The sequence below is a fragment of the Pseudomonas paraglycinae genome (assembly GCF_021601625.1).
GTDB classification, from domain to species: domain Bacteria; phylum Pseudomonadota; class Gammaproteobacteria; order Pseudomonadales; family Pseudomonadaceae; genus Aquipseudomonas; species Aquipseudomonas paraglycinae.
Map to the genome: position 1 here is coordinate 124,764 of NZ_BQHR01000016.1, position 25,459 is coordinate 150,222.

General features: G+C 59.7%; 19 protein-coding genes. 4 read left to right on the plus strand and 15 right to left on the minus strand.

Annotated features, from left to right (window positions below):
• Positions 1-49: 49 nt before the first annotated feature.
• Entirely contained in the window at positions 50-2,371 is a 2,322-nt protein-coding gene (locus L6D82_RS22350; RefSeq protein ID WP_102687357.1) for a TonB-dependent receptor, read from the minus strand.
• A 207-nt stretch (positions 2,372-2,578) separates the two neighbouring features.
• Here L6D82_RS22350 and L6D82_RS22355 point away from each other — a divergent pair, with 207 nt between their 5' ends.
• Positions 2,579-3,259 carry a Fe2+-dependent dioxygenase gene (locus tag L6D82_RS22355; protein WP_102717842.1) on the plus strand — a complete coding sequence of 227 codons (681 nt, stop codon included), beginning with the start codon at positions 2,579-2,581 and terminating at the stop codon, positions 3,257-3,259.
• A complete protein-coding gene (locus L6D82_RS22360; protein ID WP_236191677.1) occupies positions 3,260-4,018 on the plus strand; it encodes a tetratricopeptide repeat protein in 759 nt (252 codons plus the stop codon).
• Between the two features lie 60 nt (positions 4,019-4,078).
• Here L6D82_RS22360 and L6D82_RS22365 read toward each other — a convergent pair whose 3' ends face one another.
• The 5 genes from L6D82_RS22365 to L6D82_RS22385 all read right to left on the minus strand — a co-directional run bounded on the left by L6D82_RS22365 (position 4,079) and on the right by L6D82_RS22385 (position 9,257).
• Positions 4,079-5,242, minus strand: a complete 1,164-nt coding sequence (locus L6D82_RS22365; RefSeq protein ID WP_007953693.1) for a type III PLP-dependent enzyme — start codon at positions 5,240-5,242, stop codon at positions 4,079-4,081.
• Between the two features lie 593 nt (positions 5,243-5,835).
• Positions 5,836-6,990, minus strand: coding sequence for an osmoprotectant ABC transporter ATP-binding protein OsmV (locus L6D82_RS22370; protein ID WP_039769215.1), 1,155 nt, complete (start codon positions 6,988-6,990; stop codon positions 5,836-5,838).
• Positions 6,987-7,640: an ABC transporter permease gene (locus L6D82_RS22375; RefSeq protein ID WP_007953690.1), complete on the minus strand. Its 654-nt coding sequence runs from the start codon at positions 7,638-7,640 to the stop codon at positions 6,987-6,989. Before L6D82_RS22375 ends, L6D82_RS22370 begins: the two co-directional genes overlap by 4 nt.
• 13 nt (positions 7,641-7,653) lie before the next feature.
• Complete coding sequence (locus tag L6D82_RS22380; protein WP_236191678.1) at positions 7,654-8,547, minus strand: glycine betaine ABC transporter substrate-binding protein; 894 nt, start codon at positions 8,545-8,547, stop codon at positions 7,654-7,656.
• Between the two features lie 20 nt (positions 8,548-8,567).
• Positions 8,568-9,257 carry an ABC transporter permease gene (locus tag L6D82_RS22385; protein WP_172667905.1) on the minus strand — a complete coding sequence of 230 codons (690 nt, stop codon included), beginning with the start codon at positions 9,255-9,257 and terminating at the stop codon, positions 8,568-8,570.
• Positions 9,258-9,613: 356 nt separating this feature from the next.
• Here L6D82_RS22385 and L6D82_RS22390 point away from each other — a divergent pair, with 356 nt between their 5' ends.
• Positions 9,614-11,197: a peptide chain release factor 3 gene (locus L6D82_RS22390; RefSeq protein ID WP_085608055.1), complete on the plus strand. Its 1,584-nt coding sequence runs from the start codon at positions 9,614-9,616 to the stop codon at positions 11,195-11,197.
• Positions 11,198-11,466: 269 nt separating this feature from the next.
• Positions 11,467-11,727 carry a hypothetical protein gene (locus L6D82_RS22395; RefSeq protein ID WP_085608056.1) on the plus strand — a complete coding sequence of 87 codons (261 nt, stop codon included), beginning with the start codon at positions 11,467-11,469 and terminating at the stop codon, positions 11,725-11,727.
• 107 nt (positions 11,728-11,834) lie between these two features.
• Here the strand turns inward: L6D82_RS22395 and L6D82_RS22400 are convergent, their stop codons facing one another.
• The 9 genes from L6D82_RS22400 to L6D82_RS22440 all read right to left on the minus strand — a co-directional run bounded on the left by L6D82_RS22400 (position 11,835) and on the right by L6D82_RS22440 (position 24,476).
• On the minus strand, positions 11,835-12,815 hold the full coding sequence (locus L6D82_RS22400; RefSeq protein ID WP_085746899.1) for a peptide ABC transporter ATP-binding protein: 981 nt from the start codon (positions 12,813-12,815) through the stop codon (positions 11,835-11,837).
• The gene (locus L6D82_RS22405; protein WP_011332433.1) at positions 12,815-13,783 is read right to left on the minus strand and encodes an ABC transporter ATP-binding protein; all 969 of its coding nucleotides are present in this window, start codon (positions 13,781-13,783) and stop codon (positions 12,815-12,817) included. The genes L6D82_RS22400 and L6D82_RS22405 overlap by 1 nt, the downstream gene beginning before the upstream one ends.
• 10 nt (positions 13,784-13,793) lie before the next feature.
• Positions 13,794-14,720 carry an ABC transporter permease subunit gene (locus L6D82_RS22410; RefSeq protein WP_039769224.1) on the minus strand — a complete coding sequence of 309 codons (927 nt, stop codon included), beginning with the start codon at positions 14,718-14,720 and terminating at the stop codon, positions 13,794-13,796.
• Positions 14,721-14,731: 11 nt separating this feature from the next.
• On the minus strand, positions 14,732-15,742 hold the full coding sequence (locus tag L6D82_RS22415) for an ABC transporter permease subunit (RefSeq protein ID WP_007953665.1): 1,011 nt from the start codon (positions 15,740-15,742) through the stop codon (positions 14,732-14,734).
• Between the two features lie 73 nt (positions 15,743-15,815).
• Positions 15,816-17,411: an ABC transporter substrate-binding protein gene (locus tag L6D82_RS22420; RefSeq protein WP_236191679.1), complete on the minus strand. Its 1,596-nt coding sequence runs from the start codon at positions 17,409-17,411 to the stop codon at positions 15,816-15,818.
• A gap of 79 nt (positions 17,412-17,490) precedes the next feature.
• On the minus strand, positions 17,491-18,912 hold the full coding sequence (locus tag L6D82_RS22425; protein ID WP_102687360.1) for an OprD family porin: 1,422 nt from the start codon (positions 18,910-18,912) through the stop codon (positions 17,491-17,493).
• A 177-nt stretch (positions 18,913-19,089) separates the two neighbouring features.
• The gene (locus tag L6D82_RS22430) at positions 19,090-20,688 is read right to left on the minus strand and encodes an ABC transporter substrate-binding protein (protein ID WP_236191680.1); all 1,599 of its coding nucleotides are present in this window, start codon (positions 20,686-20,688) and stop codon (positions 19,090-19,092) included.
• 300 nt (positions 20,689-20,988) lie between these two features.
• The gene (locus tag L6D82_RS22435) at positions 20,989-22,614 is read right to left on the minus strand and encodes an ABC transporter substrate-binding protein (protein ID WP_085746903.1); all 1,626 of its coding nucleotides are present in this window, start codon (positions 22,612-22,614) and stop codon (positions 20,989-20,991) included.
• Positions 22,615-22,874: 260 nt separating this feature from the next.
• Complete coding sequence (locus tag L6D82_RS22440; protein ID WP_236191681.1) at positions 22,875-24,476, minus strand: ABC transporter substrate-binding protein; 1,602 nt, start codon at positions 24,474-24,476, stop codon at positions 22,875-22,877.
• Positions 24,477-25,459 lie beyond the last annotated feature (983 nt).

Genomic DNA, 25,459 nt, shown 5'->3' on the forward strand with positions numbered 1-25,459 from the left:
AAAAGCCCCGCTCAAATGAATGAACGGGGCCCGGTACTTCCCTCTTCGATCAGAAGTGGAAGTTGGTGCTCAGCAATGCCGTACGGCCCGCCGCCTGGTTGGCGAAGTGAGTCGAGAAGGCCTTGTCGTAGTAGGTTTCGTTGGTCAGGTTCTGCACGTTCAGTTGCAGGTCGACGTTCTTGCTCAGCTTGTACGCCGCCATCGCGTCGTAGCGAACGTAGGAATCGACCATGGTGGTGTTGGCCACGCTGCCGAACACGTCATCCACGTAGAACGCACCGCCACCGATAGTCAGCTTCGGCGTGACCTGGTAAGTGGTCCACAGGCTGGCGCTGTTTTTCGGCGTGTTAGGCAGCTCGTTGCCGTTGTTGGCCTTGTTGGCCGGCAGGTCGCCACCGTCAACCTGTTCGCTGTCCATGTAGGCGTAACCGGCGAACACTTGCCACTTGTCGGTGATCTTGCCGCTGGCGGACAACTCGATACCTTGTACACGCGTCTTGCCGGCGTTTTCGTACGAAGTGGTATCAACCTGGACACGCGCGTTTTCTTTCTCGGTGCGGAAGATGTCGGCGGTCAGCGACAGGCGATCGTTCAGCAGATCCCACTTGGTACCGATTTCGTAGTTCTTGGTGGTTTCCGGCTCCATGTCGCTCTTGAGCAGGTTGCCGTTGCGATCCGGCGTGCCGCCCAGCGGGTTGCCTTCCTGACCTTCACCCAGGGTGTTGCCCGGCGGAGTGGCCGAGGTGGCGTAGGACGCGTAGATGCTGCCGTTCTCTGCCGGCTTGTAGACGATGCCGAGCTGACCGGTGACGAACTCGCTGGTGTCAGAACCTTTGGAGGTGGTGTTGCCGGCGGCGGTGTAGGTCTTGTAGCCGGTTTCGAAGTGGTCGTAACGCAGGCCCATGTTCACCAGCCATTGCTCGGACAGCTCCAGGGTGTCGAACGCATACAGCGCGTAGGTATCGGACTGGGTGTCGGTGCCGGCGTAGTTGCGCGAGATTGCGCCGTTCCACGGATCGTTCGGGTTCGGGTTCGACAGCGAGGTGCAATTGTAGCCGCTGGCAGCACCGATCAGGCCCGGGTTGCAGTTGGTGGTCACGGCCGAGGTGCGCGGCGTGGTGTCGGTGTTGACGTTGTACGAGGATTTGCTGCTTTCCTCACGGGTGTATTCGACACCGGTGGAGAAGCTGTTCTTGAAGCCGGCGAGGTAGAAGTTGCCGAACAGGTCGGTCTGGTTGGTGGTGGTCTCGGTGTTGCTCACGCGAGTGTTCGCGCGACGCCAGACGCTGCCGTTGTTCACGTTGCCTTTGCTGTCGTCGGGCTGGGTCAGGATGTAATCCTGCATGCTGGTGCCGTGACGCAGGGTGTTCTTGATCGTCAGCGAGTCGCTCAGGTCATGCTCGATGGCGAAGGTCGCGGTGTCGGTGCGGCCCTTGCGGAAGTCGCGGTCCAGACCGTAGAAATTGCTGTGATCGCCGCCGGCGTACGGCTTGTCCGGGTTGGACTTGGTGCGCGCCGCCGAGCCACCGGCCGGAATCGTGTAAGGGATGCCCGAATCCGGCGTGTCGTTGCTTTCGAGATGGTAGTAGTCGAGGTTGACGCGGGTGTCGGTGCCCAGGCCGAAGGCCAGGGACGGCGCGATGCCCCAGCGGTCGTAGTCGACCTTGTCGCGACCGGCGACGTTGCTCTCGTGGCTCATCAGGTTCAGACGGCCGGCAGCGGTGTCGCTGAACTGGTAGTTGCCATCCATCGTGTAGCGTTGGGTCTGGTCGGAGCCCCAGGTGAAGCCACCGTCGAACGAGTTGCCCAGGTGCGCTTTCTTGCTCACCAGGTTGATGCTGCCGCCAGCTGCGCCGCGACCGCCGATGGCGGAGTTCGGGCCCTTGCTGACTTCGATGTTTTCCACGGCGAAGATTTCGCGGCTCTGGGAACCGGTGTCGCGCACGCCGTCTAGGTAGGTGTCGCCTTGGGCGTCGAAACCACGGATGAACGGACGGTCGCCCTGCGGGTTGCCGCCTTCACCGGCACCGAAGGTGATGCCCGGCACGGTGCGCAGCGCGTCCTGCATGTTCAGGGCGCCGGTGTCCTTCAGGACTTGTTGCGGGATAACGGTGACCGAGCGCGGGGTATCAACCAGTGGCGCGGTGTACTTGGGCGAGGAGGCTTTCTCGACCTGGTAGGACGTCGAGTCCTGGGCTTCGCCGGTGATGGCGGTGGCGTCCAGGGCGATGGCATTGCCGGTGGCTTTGCTGTCGGTTTTTTCGGCGGCGAACACCATGTGGCCTGCGGAGCCGGCGGTGATTGCCACGCCGATGGCGGAAGCGAGCAGACGTGGTGAACTGACCGGTACTTGTGCTGGTTGACGTGCCATTTTTATTCCCCTCCCCAAGGATTTGAGGCGGCGGAATATAGGGTAAACAGGTATTCGTATCAATTGCGAAACATTACTATTCGCGACAAATTTACATTCTTTACAATTTAACCTTACGGTTTTTACCAGTTCATTCGTCTAGCGGGTTTTACACAGTCAATAAGAATCAATACCATTGCCGCCTCTTTGCCATCAGGTGACATTGCCATGCTGCTGCACATCCCCGGGCTGTTCGCGAAAGACGAAGTGCAGCGTATTCGCGAGGCGCTGGAACAGGCCGACTGGGCCGATGGCAAGATCACCGCCGGCTATCAATCGGCCAAGGCCAAGCACAATCTGCAACTGCCGGAAGGCCATCCGCTGGCCAAGGAAATCGGCGCCGCGATGCTTGAACGCCTGTGGAAAAACCCGCTGTTCATGTCGGCCGCGCTGCCGCACAAAGTATTCCCGCCGTTACTCAACTGCTACACGGCGGGCGGCAGTTTCGATTTCCATATCGACAACGCGGTACGCCAACCCAAGGGCAGCATCGAGCGGGTACGCACTGATCTGTCGGCCACGCTGTTCTTCAGCGAGCCAGAGGATTACGACGGCGGCGAGCTGGAGATCCAGGACACCTTCGGCACCCAGCGAGTGAAGCTTCCCGCCGGCGACATGGTCTTGTATCCCGGCACCAGCCTGCACAAGGTCAACGCAGTCACTCGCGGCGCGCGTTATGCCTCGTTCTTCTGGACCCAAAGTCTGGTGCGCGAAGACAGCCAGCGAGCCTTGCTGTTCGAGATGGACGGGGCGATCCAGCAACTGACCCAGGACATGCCCGATCACCCTTCGCTGATCCGCCTCACCGGCACTTACCACAACCTGCTGCGTCGCTGGGTCGAGGTGTAAGTGGCGGATTTTCGGTTACGTCGCGAAGAAGTCCTCGACGGCGAACGCCTCACCGCCATGCTCGAAGAGAGTCCTGCCCGCGCAGCGCAGGCAATTCTGCTGGCGGCGGGTGAGGGCGTGCTGGAAGCGCAGGCGCTGCTCGGGCAGATCCTGCTCGATGGCCACGGGATCGCTCAGGATCAGCCGCTGGCCTTGCGCTGGTTTGAGATTGCCGCCGGGCAAGGTCATCTGATGGCGCGCAACATGCTCGGCCGCTGTCATGAACACGGTTGGGGTTGCGTGGCGGACGCAGCGGTTGCCGCCCAGCAATATCGCGTTGCAGCGGATGCCGGGTTGGATTGGGCGATGTATAACCTCGCCAATCTTCTGGCGACCGGGCGCGGTGTAGCGGTCGATCATCTTCAGGCCATCGCGCTGTATCAAAGCGCGGCCGAGGTCGGGCATGCCAAGTCGATGAACCTGCTCGGGCGTTATCTGGAGGAAGGGCAGGTGTGTGCGGCGGATCCCGCAGCGGCTCGTGACTGGTATCGACGTTCGGCCGAGGGCGGGGACTTTCGCGGGCAATTCAGCTATGCAGCGGTGTTGGCAGATGAGGGGCGGATCGATGACGCGCTCACCTGGCTGGAGAAAGCGCTGGCCGGCGGCAACCTGAATTTCCTGCGCGTGGCCAGCCAGACGCTGGCGAGCGCAACCGATCCGCGAATCCAGGCGCTTGCGCAGGCCTACGCTCACCGTTGCACCGAGTTACAGAGTGCCTGAATCGCAGCCGTAAAAAAGCCCATGACACGTCATGGGCTTTTTGCATTACGCCAGCATCGCTTACACGTAGAACGATTTCAGCGGCGGGAAGCCGTTGAACTCTACCGCGCTGTAACTGGTGGTGTACGCACCGGTCGACAGCCAGTACAGGCGATCACCGATCGCCAGGTTCAGCGGCAGGCCGTACTTGTAGTTTTCGTACATGATGTCGGCGCTGTCGCAGGTCGGGCCGGCGATCACGACTTCTTCCATCTCGCCTTTCTTCTCGGTCCAGATCGGGAACTTGATCGCTTCGTCCATGGTTTCGATCAGGCCGGAGAACTTGCCCACATCGGTATAAACCCAACGCTCGACGGCGGTACGGGATTTACGCGCAACCAGCACCACTTCACTGACCAGGATGCCGGCGTTGGCGATCAGCGAACGGCCTGGCTCCAGGATGATTTCCGGCAGGTCATCACCGAAGTCTTCCTTCAGGAAGCGGATGATTTCTTCGGCGTAGGTTTCCAGGCTGTTGGTGCGGGTGATGTAGTTGGCCGGGAAGCCACCGCCCATGTTGATCAGCTTCAGGTGGATGCCGTCTTCTTCTTTCAGGCGTTCGAAGATCACTTTGACTTTGGCGATCGCTGCGTCCCAGACGCTGATGTCACGCTGTTGCGAACCGACGTGGAACGAGATGCCGTACGGCACCAGGCCCAGATCGCGGGCGAGGATCAGCAGGTCCATGGCCATGTCGGTCTGGCAGCCGAACTTGCGCGACAGTGGCCAGTCGGCCGTGGTCGAGCCTTCGGTCAGGATGCGCACGTAAACTTTGGCGCCCGGTGCGGCCTTGGCGATGTTGCGCAGGTCGGCTTCCGAGTCGGTGGCGAACAGACGCACGCCCTTCTCATAGAAGTAGCGAATGTCCTTGGATTTCTTGATGGTGTTGCCGTAGCTGATCTGGTCCGCGCTCACGCCCCGGCTCAGCACTTTGTCCAGCTCGTAGATCGAGGCGATGTCGAAGCTCGAACCTTTCTCTTTGAGCAGGTCGATGATCTCGACGGCCGGGTTGGCTTTGACCGCGTAGTAGACCTTGGCGAATTCGAAACCGGCGCGCAGGTCATCGTAGGCCTGGGCGATCATCGCGGTGTCGATCACCACGAACGGGGTTTCCTGTTTGTCGGCGAACGCCTTCATTTTCTGAAAGGTTTCGCGCGCGAAATAGTCTTCGACCTGGATCGACATACTTGGGAGCTCCTATGGGCAAACTCGTGAAATCAATGGGTGCAAATGAACGCCCTCCGTATCCCCACTTTGGTTCGCCTACTTCCCAAGGCATGTCGCCGAAAGCAAAAAGGCCATGGGAAATGTAGTCTTTCTTTCCCTTGGCCTTGCTGTCTCGTCGTCAGTACTTGAGCCGGATGGATCGTTTCCAGCATGGACGTTCGGCGCGAACTTTAGGGCGTGAGGGGCCTGAGATCAACTAAAAATGTCGCGTTTTTGCACGCTTCTGACGTGCGTCGCGGATATCACTCTTTGTAGCCGACCGAGATGACGGTCAGATGTTCCGCAATAATTTTCAGGTGTTAAAAATACCTGCACGTTCGACGCTGATGTGTGCCAAGTCTTAGATAAGTGCGTTCACTTCAACATCGGCGACGTTGGCGGCGAGAAGGGGAAATGAGGGGGAAGTTGCTGGTTAATGCTGACATTCGCGGACAGGGTCAGCTTTCTCACGTGTTGATATTTCTTGTCGGCACTTCGCTTGCAAAAAAATCACGACTTTCAGGTTCCGGTGGTCGAAAAAAAGGGCTGTCGAACAGCCCTTTTGCGTTTGATCAGGCCACCGCTTCGGCCGGTGACACGATATTGGTCTTCATTCCGCGCGATCTACCCGAACTCAGGTATGCCGCAATCGACTCCTGGGTGACTTCGCCGAGGAACACACGCTCGGCATCCATTACCGGCAGCCATGAGCGATTGAACTCGTACATGCGCGACAGCAGGATGCGCAAATGCTCGTCGTATGCCGCCGTGGCGTTGAATTCGCGCAGGAACTGCGCACAGGTGCCGGTCTGACGATGCAGGTCTCGACGGCGCACATAACCCAGTGCCTTGTTCTCAGCGTCAGTGACGACGACATAGCGACGGTCATGTTCGTCCATCAACTCCAGCGCATCGGCCACCGGGGTTTCCGGGCTGACTGACGGCGCGTTGTCTGCTGCGTCTTCGGCTTTCACCAGCAGCAGGCGTTTGAGGGTGCTGTCCTGGCCAACGAAGTTGCTGACAAAGTCGTCCGCCGGATGGGCGAGCAGGGTGTCCGGATGGTCAATCTGCAACAGTTTGCCGGCGCGGAAGATTGCGATCTTGTCACCGAGCTTGATCGCTTCGTCGATGTCGTGGCTGACCATGATCACGGTCTTGTTCAGCGCCCGCTGCATCTCGAAGAATTCGTTCTGGATCATCTCGCGGTTGATCGGGTCGACCGCACCGAACGGTTCGTCCATCAGCAACAGCGGTGCATCCGCCGCCAGTGCGCGGATCACGCCGATCCGTTGCTGCTGGCCGCCGGACAGTTCACGCGGGTAACGATGCAGATACTGCTTGGGCTCAAGCTTGATCATGCTCATCAGTTCGCGGGCGCGGTCGTGGCATTTCTGTTTGTCCCAGCCGAGCAGTTTCGGCACCACCACGATGTTCTCTTCGATGGTCATGTTCGGGAACAGACCGATCTGCTGGATCACGTAGCCGATGTTGCGGCGCAGGGTTACTTCGTCGAGGTCGGTGGTGTCTTCGCCGTTGATCAGGATCTTGCCCGAGGTCGGCTTGATCAGGCGGTTGATCATTTTCAGCGTGGTGCTTTTGCCGCAACCCGATGGCCCGAGGAACACACAGATTTCGCCTTCATTGACGGTCAGGCTTACCGAGTCCACGGCTTTCACATCTTTGCCGTTGCTTTGGAAGGTCTTGCTGAGGTTTTGAAGTTCGATCATTTGAGGAGTCCTTTTGGAGTCAGCGAACGTTGCAGCCACTGCAAAATGAGGTCGGCGAAGATCGCCAGAAGACTGACCAGCAGCGCGCCGACAATGAGCATCGACATGTCGCTGCGGCTGATAGAGGCGAGGATCAGCACGCCGAGACCGCCGGCGCCGATGGTCGCGGCGATGGTCATCACGCCGATGTTCATCACCACGGCGGTGCGCACACCGGCGAGGATCACCGGCACTGCGATTGGCAACTCGACCATGCGCAGGCGCTGGCCGAAGGTCATGCCGATGCCGCGTGCGGCTTCGCGGATGCCCGGCTCGACACCGGTCAGGGCGAGGTAGGTGTTGCGCATGATCGGCAGCAGTGAATAAAGGAACACGGCGGTGATCGCCGGCATCGGGCCGAGGCCCTGGCCGAATTTCGAGTAGAACGGCAGCAGCAGGCCGAACAGGGCAATCGACGGCACGGTCAGCAACACCGTGGCGCTGGCCTGCAAGGGACCGGCGAGGCTCGGGAAGCGTGTCATCAGGATGCCCAGCGGCACGCCGATGAGGATTGCCAGGCTGACGGCGATGCCGACCAGGGTGATGTGCTGCCAGGTCAGGTGCATCACCTGCTGCCAGTCGAGGTGGGAAAAGGCGTTCAGAAATTCCATGACTTTTCCTCCTTTAATTCAGTGGGTGCTGGCGCAGGAAGTCGGCAGCGACTTTCGACGGGCTCTCGTGATCGACGTCGACCCGCGCGTTGAGCTGGCGCATAGTTTCGTCGTCGAACAGCTCGGCCAGCGGCTTGAGTTGCTCGGCCAGTTGCGGGTGGGCGTCGAGGTAGGCCTGACGCACGACTGGCGCGGCGGTGTAGTCCGGGAAGTAATGCTTGTCGTCTTCCAGCAGCTTCAGTCCGAACGCGTTGAGGCGACCGTCGGTGGTGTAGACCAGACCGGCAAACACCTGACCGTTGCGCAGCGCGGTGTAGACCAGGCCCGCGTCCATCTGCCGGATGTTCTTGCGGGTCAGGTTCATGTCGTAGAGCTTGACCATGCCATCCAGGCCGTCGGAGCGGTTGGCGAACTCGGTGTCCAGCGCCACCAGGTGATTGGTCTTGGCTTCAGCCTTCAGCACGTCATTCAACTGGCTGATGGTGTGGATTTGCGGGTATTGCTCGGCCACTTTTTTCGGCAGGGCGAGGGCGTAGGTGTTGCTGAATTTCGACGGCGTGAGCCAGACCAGGCCTTTCTTTGCATCGAGTTCTTTCACCCGGGCGTAGGACTGTGCGCTGTCGAGTTTTTCGGTGACATGGTTGTAGGCCACCAGCGACACACCGGTGTATTCCCAGAGCATGTCCAGTTGCCCGGTTTCGTGGGCGCTGCGGGCCAGGTTACTGCCCAGGCCACCGGTGATCTGCGCGTCGTAGCCTTTGCTGCGCAGGTATTGCGCGGTGATTTCCGCGAGCAGGGTCTGCTCGGTGAACAGCCGGGCGCCAAGGCGAATCACCGGTTTGTCGGCGGCTTGGGCGATGCCTGCGAAGAGCAGCACGCAGCCCAGAATCAAACTAAGTCTTTTCATAAATATTCCTTCGCAAAGCCTCAAGACGGGCGCAAACCGCGTTCCAGCCAGAGGCGGCTGGCGAGGGTGACCACGCCATCGAGCAGCAGGGCCAGCAGCGCAGTGCACGCGGCGCCGAGCAGCAGTTGCGGCTGATTGTTCAGGGCGATGCCGGGGAAGATCAGGCTGCCGAGGCTGTTGGCGCCGATCAGGAAGGCCAGCGGCGCCGTACCGACGTTGATCGCCAGCGCGACCCGCACACCGCCGACGATGATCGGCACGGCGTTGGGCAATTCGACTTTCCACAGCACCTGACGCGGCGTCATGCCGATCCCGACGGCGGCCTCTTTCAGTGAGCCCTGGACGTTTTTCAGGCCTTCATAGGTGTTGCGCACAATCGGCAAAAGCGAGGCGAGGAACAAAGCGAAGATCGCCGGGCCGCTGCCGATGCCGAGAATCCCCAGGGCAATCGCGAGCACGGCCAGCGGCGGCACGGTGTTGCCGATGTTGAAGATCTGCATGAAGCGTTCGGCGCGGCCGACCATGGTCGGGCGGCTCAGGAATATACCGGCGGGAATGCCCACGACCAGGGCGGCCAGCATTGAGGCGAGGACGAGAATCAGGTGAGCTTGCAGGTAAAACAACAAATCGTCGCGGTAGTGTTCGATCGTGTTGATGCCGATCCAGTGGACCAGCAGGGCCAGGAGCGCGATCACCACCGCACCTCCCATCAGCCCTTTGCCATAGCGGATAGCCACAGGCGGACTCCTTTTTTTTAGTCGGCGACCGCTGCTCCGTGTGGCATGCCATGCCTGGCTGCCGGAGTCAGTGTTCGCGAGAAGCAGCTTTTTTTCAGCCCGGCAAAAGCGGTCTGAAAGCGAGCCATGAGCGCAGCCTCGTCAGGCTAACTTGCTGATTTTTCAGCCCCTGACGAATTGTCGTAACAGGGGATGGACGTCTCCGTGCTTTAAAAGGTTCCCATCTGAGGCAGCATTTGGCCACCCTTAATGTGCTCAACGGTTCGGTTATTGAATCGAGTTGGGCTATAATCGCCGCCCTTTTTTGAATCACCGCCAGGCGATTTCCCATGACCAGACAGGCCGCCGAAGTCGCGAAACGCCGCACTTTCGCCATTATTTCCCACCCCGATGCCGGTAAAACCACCATCACCGAAAAGCTCTTGCTGATGGGCAAGGCGATTGCTGTGGCCGGTACGGTGAAATCCCGTAAATCCGACCGCCACGCGACATCCGACTGGATGGAGATGGAAAAGCAGCGGGGCATCTCGATTACTACGTCGGTCATGCAGTTCCCGTATCGCGAACACATGATCAACCTGCTCGACACCCCGGGCCACGAAGACTTCTCCGAAGACACCTACCGCACCCTGACTGCGGTGGACTCGGCCCTGATGGTTCTCGACGGCGGTAAAGGTGTTGAGCCACGTACCATCGCGCTGATGGACGTCTGCCGTCTGCGTGACACGCCGATCGTCAGCTTCATCAACAAACTCGACCGTGACATCCGCGACCCGATCGAACTGCTCGACGAAATCGAAGCCGTCCTGAAGATCAAGGCTGCGCCGATCACCTGGCCGATCGGTTGCTACCGCGACTTCAAGGGCGTGTACCACCTGGCGGACGACTACATCATTGTCTACACCGCCGGTCACGGTCACGAACGCACCGAAACCAAGATCATCGAGAAGCTCGATTCCGACGAAGCCCGCGCACACCTGGGCGATGAGTACGATCGTTTCCTCGAGCAGCTGGAACTGGTGCAGGGCGCCTGCCACGAGTTCAACCAGCAGGAGTTCATCGACGGTCAACTGACCCCGGTGTTCTTCGGTACCGCGCTGGGCAACTTCGGTGTCGATCACGTACTCGACGCTGTTGTCGACTGGGCCCCGCGCCCGCTGCCACGCGTAGCCAACGAGCGCACCGTTGAGCCGGTGGAAGAGAAGTTCTCGGGCTTCATCTTCAAGATCCAGGCGAACATGGACCCGAAACACCGCGACCGCATCGCCTTCATGCGTATCTGCTCCGGCAAGTACGAAAAAGGCATGAAGATGCGCCATGTGCGTACCGGCAAGGACGTGCGCATCGGCGACGCCCTGACGTTCTTCTCCTCCGAGCGTGAACAGCTGGAAGAGGCGTACGCCGGCGACATCATCGGTCTGCACAACCACGGCACGATCCAGATCGGCGACACCTTCAGCGAAGGCGAAACCCTGGGCTTCACCGGTATCCCGCACTTCGCCCCGGAGCTGTTCCGCCGCGTACGCCTGCGCGACCCGCTGAAATCCAAGCAACTGCGCCAGGGCCTGCAACAGCTCGCCGAAGAAGGCGCGACCCAGGTGTTCTTCCCGGAACGCAGCAACGACATCATCCTCGGCGCCGTCGGTGTGCTGCAGTTCGATGTGGTCGCCAGCCGCCTGAAAGAGGAATACAAGGTCGAGTGCTCCTACGAGCCGATCACCGTGTACTCCGCGCGCTGGATCGAATGCAGCGACAAGAAGAAGCTCGAGGAATTCTCCAACAAGGCCGTGGAAAACCTGGCACTGGACGGCGGCGGTCACCTGACCTACCTCGCGCCGACCCGCGTCAACCTGGCCCTGATGGAAGAGCGCTGGCCGGACGTGAAATTCCGTGCCACCCGTGAGCATCACTAAGCGCTGAGCTGTTCCCCCCCAAAAGCCCCCGTTGCGTAAGCCTCGGGGGCTTTTTATTGGCTACCGATAGGTTGCTCATCAGGCGTTCGAGAGAAGCGGCCTCGCTTAGCCGATCCGGTTATGAGCGTTATTCGAAAGCGGTCTGTCCACGCATGGCATTTCCGGGCATTGGTTAGCGTCCTATCTGGTGAACCCGGCGGATCGGAACTAGATTTCAATCAGCGTCAGGTCAGCATGAATTTCTCACCTGGAACAGGATGGACTCGGCTATGAAAAACAGGTTGCTACGCGTTTTGCTGCTGTTGAAAGTGATGGTGATGCTGTCCCTCGGCACCGCGACGGCCTGGGCCGAGTGCGAGGATCACGATACCCAGGCATCGAGCGGGCAGGTGGGGCACAGCGCGCTGATGCTGGCCAAGTCCGAGTCCGAGCCGGGCGATCAGGGCCAGGGTGGCAGCGCCGACGATGACGACTCGACCACCGATGAGCCGGACTCCGACGATGCGGACGAAGGCGACAGCCAGACGTAGATTCCGCGCAAAAGAAAACCCCTTCTTTCCCGATCGATGCGCAATCGGGGCAGAAGGGGTTTGGTCAACTCATCAACAACCCGCCCCGGGAAACGGGGCGGGTTTTTTCATGCCGCGCCGTCGAGGAACTGCTCGGCGTAGTGGCATGCAACCTGACGCGTGTCGAGCTGGCGCAGGACCGGCTCTTCGCTGCTGCAACGCGCGGTGGCGTACGGGCAGCGCTTGTGGAACGCGCAGCCAGGCGGCGGGTTCAGCGGGTTGGGCAGCTCGCCGACGATCTTGATTTTCGGCTTGTCCGGATCCGGGTGGATGGTCGGGGTAGCCGACAACAGCGCCTGGGTGTACGGGTGCAGAGGACGGGCATAGATGTCGTGTTTCGGACCGATTTCCACCGGGCGACCGAGGTACATCACCATCACGTCATCCGCCACGTGCTGCACCACCGCCAGGTTGTGCGAGATGAACACGTAACCGGTGTTGAACTCCTGCTGCATGTCCATGAACAGGTTCAGCACCTGCGCCTGGATCGACACGTCCAGCGCCGAGGTCGGCTCGTCCGCCACCAGCACTTTCGGTTGCAGCATCATGGCGCGGGCCAGCGCGATACGCTGACGCTGACCGCCGGAGAACATGTGCGGATAACGCTGGTAGTGCTCGGGACGCAAGCCGACCTGCTTCATCATCGCCTGGACTTTCTCGCGACGCTCGGCAGCCGAGAGGTTGGTGTTGATCAACAGCGGCTCGGCCAGTTGATCACCGATTTTCTGCCGAGGGTTCAACGACGCGTACGGGCTTTGGAACACCATCTGCACGTCTTTGCGCAGTTGTTTGCGTTGGGCTTTGTCGGCGCCGGCCACTTCCTGCCCGGCGATTTTCAGCGAGCCGGAGGACGGCTCCTCGATCAAGGTCAGGGCGCGGGCGAGGGTGGATTTGCCGCAGCCCGATTCACCGACGACGGCGAGGGTCTTGCCGGCTTCCAGCTCGAACGACACGCCGTTGAGGGCGCGCACGGTGGCGTGGCCCTTGAACAGGCCACGGGAGACTTCGTAGTGACGGGTCAGGTCGCGGGCGGTAAGTACGACGGCCATTACGCCACCTCCTGGTTCAACGGATAGAAGCAGCGGGCGAGGCTGTGGCTTTTCGGGTCAAGGGTCGGACGCTGCGCGCGGCAGCTGTCCTGCACGTACGGGCAGCGCGGCGACAGCAGGCAGCCTTGCGGGCGGTCGTAACGGCCGGGAACGATGCCCGGCAGTGTGGCCAGACGCTCGGCACCCTGGCTGTGTTCCGGAATCGCCTTGAGCAGCGCTTCGCTGTACGGGTGGGCCGGGATGTCGAACAGCTGCGGCACCTGGCCGACTTCAACGGCTTGACCGGCGTACATCACGCACACGCGCTGGGCGGTTTCGGCTACCACGGCGAGGTCGTGGGTGATCAGCACCAGGCCCATGTTCTGCTCTTTCTGCAACGCCAGCAGCAGGTCCATGATCTGCGCCTGAATCGTCACGTCGAGTGCTGTGGTCGGTTCGTCGGCGATCAGCAGTTTCGGCTCGCCGGCAATCGCCATGGCAATCGCCACACGCTGGCTCATGCCGCCTGACAGTTGGTGCGGATAGGCGTCCATACGGCTGGCGGCACCCGGGATTTCGACTTTTTCCAGCAGTTCGATCGCACGTTTACGCGCTTGCTTGCCGGACATTTTCAGGTGCAGGCGCAGCACTTCTTCGATCTGGAAACCGACGGTGTAGCTCGGGTTCAGCGCGGTCATCGGGTCCTGGAACACCATCGCCAGGTCTTTGCCGACGATCTGCCGACGCTGGCGGTTGTTCAGCTTGAGCATGTTCTTGCCGTCGAAGCTCAGCGAGTCGGCGGTGACGATCCCCGGGTGCTCGATCAGGCCCATCAGCGCCATCATGGTCACGGACTTGCCGGAACCCGACTCGCCCACGATCGCCAGGACTTCGCCCTTGTCGACTTTCAGGTCGAGGCCGTCGACAACCGGGGTGGCGTTCTTGTCGCCGAAGCGAACGTTGAGATTCTTGATTTCTAACAGTGACATGGGAATCTCCTCAGGCGGCGTTCTTGAGTTTCGGGTCCAGCGCATCGCGCAGGCCGTCGCCCATCAAGTTGATTGCCAGCACGCTGAGCAAAATGGTCAAACCAGGCAGACTCACCACCCACCAGGCGCGTTCGATGTAGTCGCGGGCCGAAGCCAGCATGGTGCCCCACTCAGGGGTTGGCGGCTGAACGCCGAGGCCGAGGAAGCCCAGGGCGGCGGCATCGAGGATCGCCGAGGAGAAGCTCAAAGTCGCCTGAACGATCAGCGGTGCCATGCAGTTCGGCAGCACGGTGATGAACATCAGGCGTGGCAGACCGGCACCGGCCAGGCGCGCGGCGGTCACGTAGTCGCGGTTCAGCTCACCCATCACGGCGGCACGGGTCAGACGCACGTAGGACGGCAAGGACACCACGGCAATCGCGATCACGGTGTTGATCAGGCCTGGGCCGAGGATGGCGACGATCGCCACGGCCAGCAGCAGCGACGGCAGGGCCAGCATGATGTCCATCAGACGCATGATGGTCGGGCCGACCACTTTCGGGAAGAAACCGGCGAACAGACCCAGCAGGATCCCCGGGATCAGCGACATCACCACCGACGACAGACCGATCAGCAGCGACAGGCGCGACCCCTGGATCAGACGCGACAGCAGGTCGCGACCCAGTTCATCGGTGCCGAGCAGGAACTGCATCTGCCCGCCTTCGAGCCACGCCGGCGGCGTCAGCAGGAAGTCGCGGTATTGCTCGCTCGGGTTATGCGGGGCGACCCACGGCGCGAAGATCGCGCAGAAAATCACCAGCAGCATGAACAGCAGGCCGGCGACGGCGCCCTTGTTCTTGGCGAAGGCCTGCCAGAACTCTTTGTACGGGGACGGGTACAGCAGACTTTGATCCACGGCGGTGGCGGCGGTGACTACTGAGGAAGTTGGAGTGCTCATGGGTATTGACCTCAGCGCTGATGACGGATGCGTGGGTTGGCAAAGCCGTAGAGGATGTCCACCACGAAGTTGACCAGAATCACCAGGCAGGCGATTAACAGGATGCCGTTTTGCACAACCGGGTAGTCCCGGGCGCCGATGGCTTCGATCAGCCATTTACCGATGCCGGGCCAGGAGAAGATGGTTTCGGTCAGGACCGCACCGGCCAGCAGGGTGCCGACTTGCAGGCCGACCACGGTCAGTACCGGGATCAGCGCGTTGCGCAGGCCGTGCACGAACACCACGCGCGACGGCGACAGGCCTTTGGCCTTGGCGGTGCGGATGTAGTCTTCACGCAGTACTTCGAGCATCGACGAACGGGTCATCCGCGCGATCACCGCCAGCGGAATGGTACCCAGCACGATGGCCGGCAGGATCAGGTGGTGCAGGGCATCGAGGAAGGCGCCCATGTCATCGGCCAGCAGGGTGTCGATCAGCATGAAACCGGTGCGCGGCTCGATGTCGTAAAGCAGGTCGATCCGCCCGGACACCGGGGTCCAGCCCAGGCTCACCGAGAAGAACATGATGAGGATCAGACCCCACCAGAAAATCGGCATCGAATAACCCGCGAGGGAGATGCCCATCACCCCGTGGTCGAACAGGGATCCTCGCTTGAGGGCCGCGATCACCCCGGCCAGGAGGCCCAGGATGCCGGCGAACAGCAGGGCGGCCATGGACAGTTCCAGGGTCGCCGGGAAGAGGGAGGTGAACTCGGTCCATACGCTCTCACGGGTGCGCAGGGATTCGCCGAGATCGCCGTGGGCCAGTTTGCCGATGTAGTCCAGGTACTGGGCGTACAGCGGTTTGTTCAGACCGAGGCGTTCCATTGCCTGAGCGTGCATTTCGGGGTCGACCCGACGTTCGCCCATCATCACTTCCACGGGGTCGCCGGGAATCATGCGAATCAACGCGAAAGTCAGCAAGGTGATGCCGAAAAACGTGGGGATCAACAACCCCAGTCGGCGGGCAATAAAACTAAACATCGTGTGTGGTACCTCATCAGCCGGTTAGGCGTGCCCGAAGTCCCTGGGGTCAGGGACTTCGGGAGTTTCTTATCTACTTCACCTGGGTGGTGGCGAAGTTATTGGTTGTCAGAGGGCTGATGTGATAACCCTCTACGTTGTTGCGCATTGCGGTGAACATGCGGGTGTGGGCCATGCTGATCCACGGCTGATCCTGATTGAACAGCACTTGAGCCTGCTCATACAGCCTGGCGCGTTCGGCCGGATCTACTTTAGCCCGTGCTTCGTCGAGCAGGGCCTGGAATTTCTCGTTGCACCAGCGAGCGTAGTTTTCGCCGTTCTTGGCGGCTTCGCAACTGAGCATAGGCGTCAGGAAGTTATCCGGGTCGCCGTTGTCGCCCGCCCATCCGGCTGAAACCATGTCGTGCTCGCCGGCCTTGGCGCGTTTGAGCATCTCGCCCCATTCCATCACGCGGATGTCGATCTTGATCCCGACTTTCGCCAGGTCAGCCTGCATCATCTGCGCGCCGAGCATCGGGTTCGGGTTGGTCGGGCCGCCGCCGTTGCGGGTGAACAGAGTGAACGTGGTGCCTTCCGGTACACCGGCTTCCTTGAGCAGGGCGCGGGCCTTGTCGAGGTCTCGTGGCGGGTTTTTCAGCTCGTGGTTGTAGCCCAGCAGGGTCGGCGGGTACGGGTTAACCGCCACGCTGGCGTTGCCTTTGCCGAACAGGGCGTTGACGTAGGCTTCCTTGTCGAAGGCGATGTCGATCGCTTTGCGCACCCGCACGTCGCTGATGTACTTGTGCTGGGTGTTCATGGCGATGTACGAGACGGTCATCGCGTCCATTTCATCGACTTTCAGGTTGCTGTCTTTCTTGATGCTCGGGATGTCATCCGGTTTCGGATACAGCGCGATCTGGCACTCATTGGCCTTGAGCTTCTGCAAACGCACGTTGTTGTCGGTGGCAATCGCCAGGATCAGCGCGTCAGCCGGCGCCTTGCCGCGGAAGTAGTCCGGGTTGGCCTTGAAGCGTACCTGGGCGTCCTTGGCGTAACGCTGGAAGATGAACGGGCCGGTGCCGACCGGTTTGCTGTTCAGGTCGCCGGTCTTGTTGGCCTTGAGCAACTGGTCGGCGTATTCGGCCGAATAGATCGAGGAGAACGCCATGGCGATGTCGGCCAGGAACGGCGCTTCGCGACGGGTCAGGGTGAACTTGACGGTGTTGTCGTCGACTTTCTCAACGCCTTTCAGCAGTTCCTTGAAGCCCATGCTTTCAAAGTACGGAAAGCCCACGCTCGACAGCTTGTGCCACGGGTGATTCGGGTCCAGCTGACGCTGGAAACTCCAGACCACGTCGTCGGCGTTCATGTCGCGGGTCGGCTTGAAATATTCGGTGGTGTGAAACTTGACGCCTTTGCGCAGGTGGAACGTGTAGGTCAGGCCGTCTTCGCTGATGTCCCAGGACTCGGCCAGCGCCGGAATCACTTCGGTGGTGCCGGGCTTGAAGTCCGCCAGACGGTTGAAGATGGTTTCGGCCACCGCGTCGGCAGTGACTGCAGTCGTGTACTGGACCATATCGAAGCCTTCCGGACTGGCTTCGGTGCAGACCACCAAGGGTTTGGCCGAGACGCCGATAGCGACACTCAGCAACGCAGCCGCGATGGCCGCACGTAGGGGAAGCATTTTCATCAAGAACCCTCTGCAATCGGTTGAAGACAAAAAGCCGAACGGCCGACTCGTCACTGAGTCAGCCGTCGGCTGGCGGTTTTTACAGGATGTTGAATGGAATGGTGGTCACGAGACGGAACTCGTTGATGTTGCCGTCAGCCTGGTGTTCGCTGGCGCGGTGAGTGGTGTACGTCGCGCGAATCGCAGTGGCCTTGAGCGGGCCGCTCTGCACGGCGTAGGAAGCACCGATGCCGTATTCGTAGTGCGATTCGCCGTCCATCAGGCTCAGGTCGCCGCGCTTGTCATCTGGAATGGTGTAAGCCGTGCCACGGTAGTGAGTACCGTCAATGCCCCAGCCGCGAGCCTGATAGATGTTGAACTTCAGGCCTGGTACGCCGTATTCGGCCATGTTGATGCCGTAGGCGATCTGGAAGGATTTCTCGTTCGGGCCGTTGAAGTCCGACAGCAGGGAGTTGGCCAGGTAGATGCCGTTGGTTTCATGCAGGTAGTCGAAGTACTCGTTACCGTTCACTTGCTGGTACGAGAAGGTCAGGCTGTGGGCCTGGTGAGTCAGGCCGAGGGACAACGAGTAGGTATCGTTGTCGATGTTGCCCATCAGTTTTTTGCCTTCGTCGACGGTCTTGTAGTAGTTCAGACCGGTGGTCAGGCTCAGGACCTGGCTGTCACCCAGTTCGTGGGTACCGCCGAAGTAGTACTGATTCCAGAAGTCTTCGACGTTGGCGACGTACAGGCTGGTTTTCAGGCTTTTGAGCGGCTGATAGTTCACGCCCGCGGTGTAGACCTTGTCGGTTTCTTCGCCGTTGGCGCCGTATTCGGAACGGAATTTCGACAGGCTCTGCTCGGTACGTGGCGAGACGCGGTCGAAACCGGCGAGGTCGAACGACAGGTTGTTCAACTCCTCGCTATGCAGACTGATCCCTTCAAAGCTCGAAGGCAGCGGACGGTTGCCGATAACATCGACAATCGGCGTGCTGAAGTTCTGACGACCGGCGGTCAACGTGGTGTTCGACACGCGGAACTTGACGTTGGCCAGACCCAGTTTGCTCCACTGGTCGACCGCATCACCGTCGGAATGGGCGAGGGTGCGGTTGGAGCCGCCGGCGATATCCTTGCGGTCACGGTCGAGAACGATGGCGTTGTAAGCGGCAACTTCGGTGCTCACGCCAACGGTGCCTTGGGTGAAGCCCGAGGTGTAGTTGACGATGGTGCCCTGAACCCAGTTGATACGACGCGGGGTCTTTGTTCTGACCACTGGCGAGGTGTCTTTGTCGCTGTTTTTCACGTAACTGAAACTGTCGTCACGACGACGCAGTTCGTTGGCATACCAGTTACGCGTTGTGCCGCCCAGGCTTTGTCCATCGATAAAGCCTTTGGCCTCGCTTTGGGCGCTGCTGCCGGCCAATGTGGTAGGGATGAACTCCTGACTTGCAGGTTCCGCATAAGCCGTGGCGGTGATGCTGCTGATGGCCAGGGCCAGTATCGCGGTATTGCTCAGTTTCATGGGTGAAGCTCCTTTACTTTCTTTTTATGCCGGCTTTTTTGGGTTGGCCGGTTATTGGTTTAGAACTCATTCACACATCGCAAACGTTTGCAAAAGACCTGATTGGCGAATTTCGGCAAAGCGCTTGCGTGAGGGGGTAGACGGCCCCCTCAGCATTGCGGCTAATCGGTTGTTTGTTTAATCGATGCTGACACCCGAAAACACGTTGCGACCGAACGGGCTCACCTTGAACCCTTCGACTTTGGTGCTCAGTGGCTGGTTGACCGTCGAGTGAGCGACAGGCGTGATCGGCACTTGCTGCTTGAGCAGTTGCTGGGCCTGTTTGTAGAGCACGGTGCGCTGGTCGCGGTCGGTGACGACCTTCGCCTGTTTGATCAGCTTGTCGTAAGCCGGATCGCACCACATGGAGTAGTTGTTGCCGCCGATGGCGTCGCAGCTGTAGAGCGTGCCGAGCCAGTTGTCCGGATCCCCGTTGTCACCGGTCCAGCCGATCAGGCTGATGTCGTGTTCGCCATTCTTGGTGCGCTTGATGTACTCGCCCCATTCGTAGCTGACGATTTTCACTTTCAGACCGATCTTGGCCCAGTCGGCCTGGAGCATCTCGGCCATCAGTTTGGCGTTCGGGTTGTACGGACGCTGTACCGGCATCGCCCACAGGGTGATCTCGGTGCCTTCCTTGACGCCGGCAGCCTTGAGCAGCTCTTTGGCTTTTTCCGGGTTGTAGGCGGCGTCCTTGATGGTGTCGTCGTAGGACCATTGGGTCGGCGGCATGGCGTTGACGGCCAGTTGGCCGGCGCCTTGATAAACAGCGTTGAGAATCCCCTGTTTATTCACTGCCATGTCCAGCGCCTGGCGTACTTCGAGCTGATCGAACGGCTTGTGGCGGACGTTGTAGGCGATGTAGCCGAGGTTGAAGCCCGGCTTCTCGATCAATTGCAGCTTCGGATCGTTCTTCAGTGCCGGCACATCGGCCGGGCGTGGGTGCAGGGTAATCTGGCATTCGCCGGCCTTGAGCTTTTGCACGCGCACCGAGGCGTCGGTATTGATCGCGAAAATCAGGTTCTTCAGCTTCACCCGGCTCTGATCCCAGTAATGCGGGTTGCCGGTGTAACGGATGTTCGAGTCTTTCTGGTAGCTCTTGAACACGAACGGGCCAGTGCCGATCGGCTTCTGGTTGATGTCGCTCGGCTTGCCTTCGGCCAGCAGCTTGTCGGCGTATTCGGCAGACAGGATGGCGGCGAAGCTCATGGCGATGTTCTGGATGAACGCGGCGTCGACGCTGTTGAGCGTGAACTGCACGGTCAGCGGCCCGGTCTTCTCGACCTTGGCGATGTTCTTGTTGAGGCTCATCCCGTTGAAATACGGGAACTCGGTCGGATAAGCCTTACGGAATGGCTGTTGCGGATCGAGCATGCGGTTAAACGTGAACAGCACGTCGTCGGCGTTGAAATCGCGCGTAGGTTTGAAGTACGGCGTTGTATGAAACTTCACACCTTCACGCAGGTGAAAGGTGTACTTGAGACCATCCTCGGAAATATCCCAGCTGGTTGCCAGGCCCGGTACGACATTGGTCGCGCCTTTTTCAAACTCGGCCAGTCGGTTGTACAGCGGTTCGGCGGCGTCGTTATCGGTCGCTGTCGTGTACTGCGCGGTATCGAAACCGGCCGGACTGCCTTCGGAGCAGAACACCAGGCTGTTGCTGGCGGCGTAACTGGCGGACGTGGCGGCCAAAAGACCGGCGCCCAGCAATGCGGAAAAAACCAAGGTATGGCGCATGACGCTCCCTCTTTTTTTAGTGTTTTTCAATGCGCCGCGATCCCGTCCAGGGATGTGGTGGCGGCATTGAGCTCAAACCAATACGGCAGCAAAACCGATAGCCCACGCAGTCACTGGTCAGAACCCGACGGTAGGGGCCGTGGGTCTGGCAGTAAATGCGCTGAGTCCTAAAGACTCGTAGGAAAAGGCAACACGTCCTGAACCAACCCAGTAAGACGGGGCGGAAAAGGTTGTAGGCAAATTCCTGACTTCTCGGCAAAAAAAACAGCGGCGACGCTGAAAACGTCGCCGCTGCTTCTTTTATTTGCTGACGCTGACGCCGTAGAAGGAGTTCAAGCCGAATGGGCTGATCTTGAAGTCCTGCACGTTGGCGCGCATGGGTTGATACACCGTCGAGTGAGCGATAGGTGTCATAGGGACTGCATCTTTGAGGACGTGCTGCGCCTCTTTGTAGAGTTCGGTGCGCTTGGCCTGGTCAGTGGTGCGCTTGGCTTCTTTCACGAGGCCGTCGAATTTCTTGTCGCACCATTTGGAGAAGTTGTTGCCACTCAGGGAGTCGCAACCAAACAACACGTTGAGCCAGTTGTCCGGATCACCATTGTCACCGCTCCAGCCAATCAGCATGCCCTGGTTCTCGCCACCTTTGGAACGCTTGATGTACTCGCCCCACTCGTAGCTCTGAATCTTCACGTTCAGACCGATTTTCTTCCAGTCGGACTGGAGCATTTCGGCCATCAGTTTGGCATTCGGGTTGTACGGACGCTGAACCGGCATCGCCCACAGGACGATCTCGGTACCTTCCTTGACGCCGGCTTCCTTGAGCAGCTGTTTGGCTTTCTCAGGATCGTACTTGGCGTCCTTGATGGTGGTGTCGTAGGACCACTGGGTCGGCGGCATGGCGTTGACGGCCAGTTGGCCCGCACCCTGGTAAACCGAGTCGATGATCTGTGGCTTGTTCACCGACATGTCAAGTGCCTGACGCACGCGCAGGTCAGCCAGCGGGTTCGGCTCGTTGCTACCCTTGACCTTGTCCATCACGTTGTAGGCGATGTAGCCCAGGTTGAAACCAGCCTGGTCAGGCATCTTCAGCGTAGGATCGGCTTTCAGTGCCGCGAGGTCGGCCGGACGAGGGAACAGGGTGACTTGGCACTCGTTCTTTTTCAGCTTCTGGATACGTACCGACGGGTCGGTGGTGATGGCGAAGATCAGGTTGTCGATCTTCACGTCTTCAGGCTTCCAGTAGTCCTTGTTCCCGGTGTAGCGGATGTTGGAGTCTTTCTGGTAGCTCTTGAACACGAACGGACCAGTGCCGATCGGCTTCTGGTTGATGTCGGCAGCCTTGCCTTCTTTCAGCAGCTGGGCTGCGTACTCGGCGGACTGGATCGACGCGAAGCTCATGGCCATGTTCTGGATGAACGCGGCGTCGACTTCTTTCAGAGTGAACTTGACGGTGTGGTCGTCGACTTTATCGATCTTGGTGATGTTGGTGTCCATCCCCATGTCGGTGAAGTACGGGAATTCGGTCGGGTACGCCTTACGGAACGGGTCATCCTTGTTAATCATGCGATTGAAGGTGAACAGCACGTCGTCGGCGTTGAACTCACGAGTCGGCTTGAAATACGGGGTGGTGTGGAACTTGACGCCTTCACGCAGGTGGAAGGTGTAAGTCAGGCCGTCATCAGAAATGTCCCACTTGGTCGCCAGACCAGGAATCACGGCGGTACCGCCACGCTCGAACTGGGTCAGACGGTTGAACATGGTTTCGGCTGAGGCGTCGAAGTCGGTTCCGGTGGTGTATTGGCCTGGATCGAAACCGGCCGGGCTGCCTTCGGAGCAGAACACCAGGTTAGTCGCAGCGGTGGCGAAAGGTGCGGAGGCTAACAAGCCTGCGCCGACTAAAAACGGAATGACCGCGTGTTTAAGCATGTTGGCCTCATGATTTGTTGTCATTTTTTAGTTGTGAGGTACGACCTCGTGAGTCGTGCCTGCGGATACTTATGCAGGGCCCATACCCAATGCAAGATCCAGAGCGCTCGGCGGCGTCAAAGCGTGGCACGAACGTACCTTAATGTCGCATCCGTATAACTTCTGACGCATTTGACCGTTTGCGGACGGTTTTTACGGTGCAAACGAAGCCCCAAAACGGTGCGTTGGTCACGTTGTGCGCGCCGGATTGGGGCCGGGTGTTACTTATTTATACCCACGCCATAGAAGGGGGTTAGACCGAACGGGCTGATCTTGAAGTCAGTGACTTCCTTGCGCAGCGGCTGGAACACCGTGGAGTTGGCGATCGGCGTGATTGGCACCTGCTGTTTAAGGATCAGTTGCGCCTGTTGATACAGTTTTACCCGTTGCGATTTATCGCTGGATACCTTGGCCTGCTGTACCAGCTTGTCGTAGGCCGGATCGCACCATTTGGCGTAGTTGCTGCCGTTCACCGCCGCGCAGCTGTAAAGCACGCCCAGCCAGTTGTCCGGGTCGCCGTTGTCACCGGTCCAGCCGTAGATCATCGCGTCGTGTTCGCCGTTCTTGGCGCGCTTGATGTACTCGCCCCATTCATAGCTGACGATGTTGGCCTTGATACCGATCTTCTCCCAATCCTGCTGGATCATCTGGGCCGACATCCGCGCATTCGGGTTCGAGGCGCGTTGCACGGTCATGGCCCAGAGGTTGATGGTTGTACCGGGTGCAACCCCGGCTTCCTTGAGTAGCGCCTTGGCTTTTACCGGGTCGTGCGGCGCGTCTTTTATGTTCGGATCGAATGACCATTGCGCTGGCGGCAAGGCGTTTTGCGCGAGCTGCCCGGCACTCTGATAAACCGCCTTGATGATCGCCGGTTTATCGATGGCCATGTCCAGTGCCTGGCGCACTTTGAGCTGATCCAGCGGCGGGTGGGTGGTGTTGTAGGCGAGGAAGCCGAGGTTGAAACCGGCCTGCTTCAGCACCCGCAGGTTCGGGTCTTTTTCCATCACTTCGATGTCGGCCGGGCGCGGGTAGCCGCTGACCTGGCATTCGCCGGTCTTGAGCTTTTGCAGGCGAACGGCGGCGTCCGGAGTGATCGAGAACACCAGGTTATCGAGCTTCACGTCCTCGGGTTTCCAGTACTCCTTGTTCGCCGCGTAGCGGATCTGCGCGTCCTTCTGGTAGCGCTTGAACACGAACGGGCCGGTGCCGACCGGTTTCTGGTTGAGGTCGGCGGCGTGACCTTCTTTCAACAGTTGGGCGGCGTATTCGGCCGATTGCACCGAGGCGAAGCTCATGGCGAGGTTTTGCACGAAGGCGGCGTCGACGTTGTTCAGGTTGAAGCGCACGGTGTTTTCGTCGAGCTTTTCCACGGATTTGATCGTGGTGTTCAGGCCCATGTCGGTGAAGTACGGGGATTCGGCGGGGTAGGCCTTGCGGAAGGTGTTTTCCGGGTCGAGCAGGCGCTGGAAGGTGAACAGGACGTCGTCGGCGTTGAAGGTGCGGGTGGGGGTGAAGTAGTCGGTGGTGTGGAATTTTACGTTTTGGCGCAGGTGGAAGGTGTATTGGAGGCCATCCGGGCTTACGTCCCAATTGGTCGCCAGGCCGGGTTCGATTTCGGTGCCGCCGCGTTTGAATTGGGTTAGGCGGTTGAAGACGGTCTCTGCGGAGGCGTCGAAGTCGGTGCCGCTGGTGTATTGGCTGGGGTCGAAGCCTGCGGGGCTGGCTTCGGAGCAGTAGACCAGGGTTGTTGCGGCGTTGGCGATTGGGGTTATGGCGGTCAGGGCCAGGGTTATTAGAAGTGGTTTGAAGGTGAATCGATCCATGGAGTCCCCGGGTGCACTGGAGGTAGTTGTGGGGAGGAGGGTAGCCGGGGTTTCGGTGGGCGCGGAAATATCGTTTTTCTAGGTGAGGTGTCTATCTCGGTATATCTGGGGTGATTGTGTGCATATCCGATGCTGCGGTAACGGCTTCTTATGGTTCCGCCCTTACGGCGGGTCACTTTTTACAAACGCCTAAAAAGTAACCAAAAACGCTTGCTCCTGCGTTCGGCCCCTCGCTGGGCTCGGGGTTCCTTCGTTACGGGATTCATCCGGGGGCATCGCCTCCGGTTTGCTTCGCTGCACCTCCTCTCGATGCATGCGGCTTCGCCGCACGGTCGCTGCGCTCCCACCCCCGGATAAATCCCTCCACTCAGCCTTCCGACGTCGCCCGTGGATCAAGATCAAAAGCTGCAGCCGAGCTAACGCTCATCCTGTTGAGTGGTGGTGGGGCAACAGCTAGAGCGGTTTGTGTGCTTTTCGGATTTTGAATTCACCTTCGATATCTCACGTCGGCGTATTTCATTTAAACGACGCGGTCAGTTCCCTCTCCCTCCGGGAGAGGGCAGCTTTTGATCGTTCCCACGCTCCGCGTGGGAATGTAGCCCGGGACGCTCCGCGATCCATTTTCGGATGTTTAAAGATGTGTGGGATTCACCGAACCTTCCCACAAGTTTTTCAGGTTGTCCGTCGGAACCACGATCCCTAGTCTTTGGTTGTCGCAGAAAACTCTGTGATTGGGTGTGAGAACCCAGGCAAGCGAGTGTTATTCGAACGCCAGTCCGACCATAATTGCCGCCAGCTTTTCTGCTGCCTGTAATTGATTTATGGCGGCCGTGTGCGGGCAGACTTCGGTCTGGCCGGAATCTCCTTGCCCGGTTTCTCACCCCGCACATAGCTGCCACCTCTTCGCCGCGTGAGAACGGCATTTGGTGGCTTCAAGTCAGCAAGGAGTTAATCAATGAACAAGGTTGTCCCCGACCCACCCC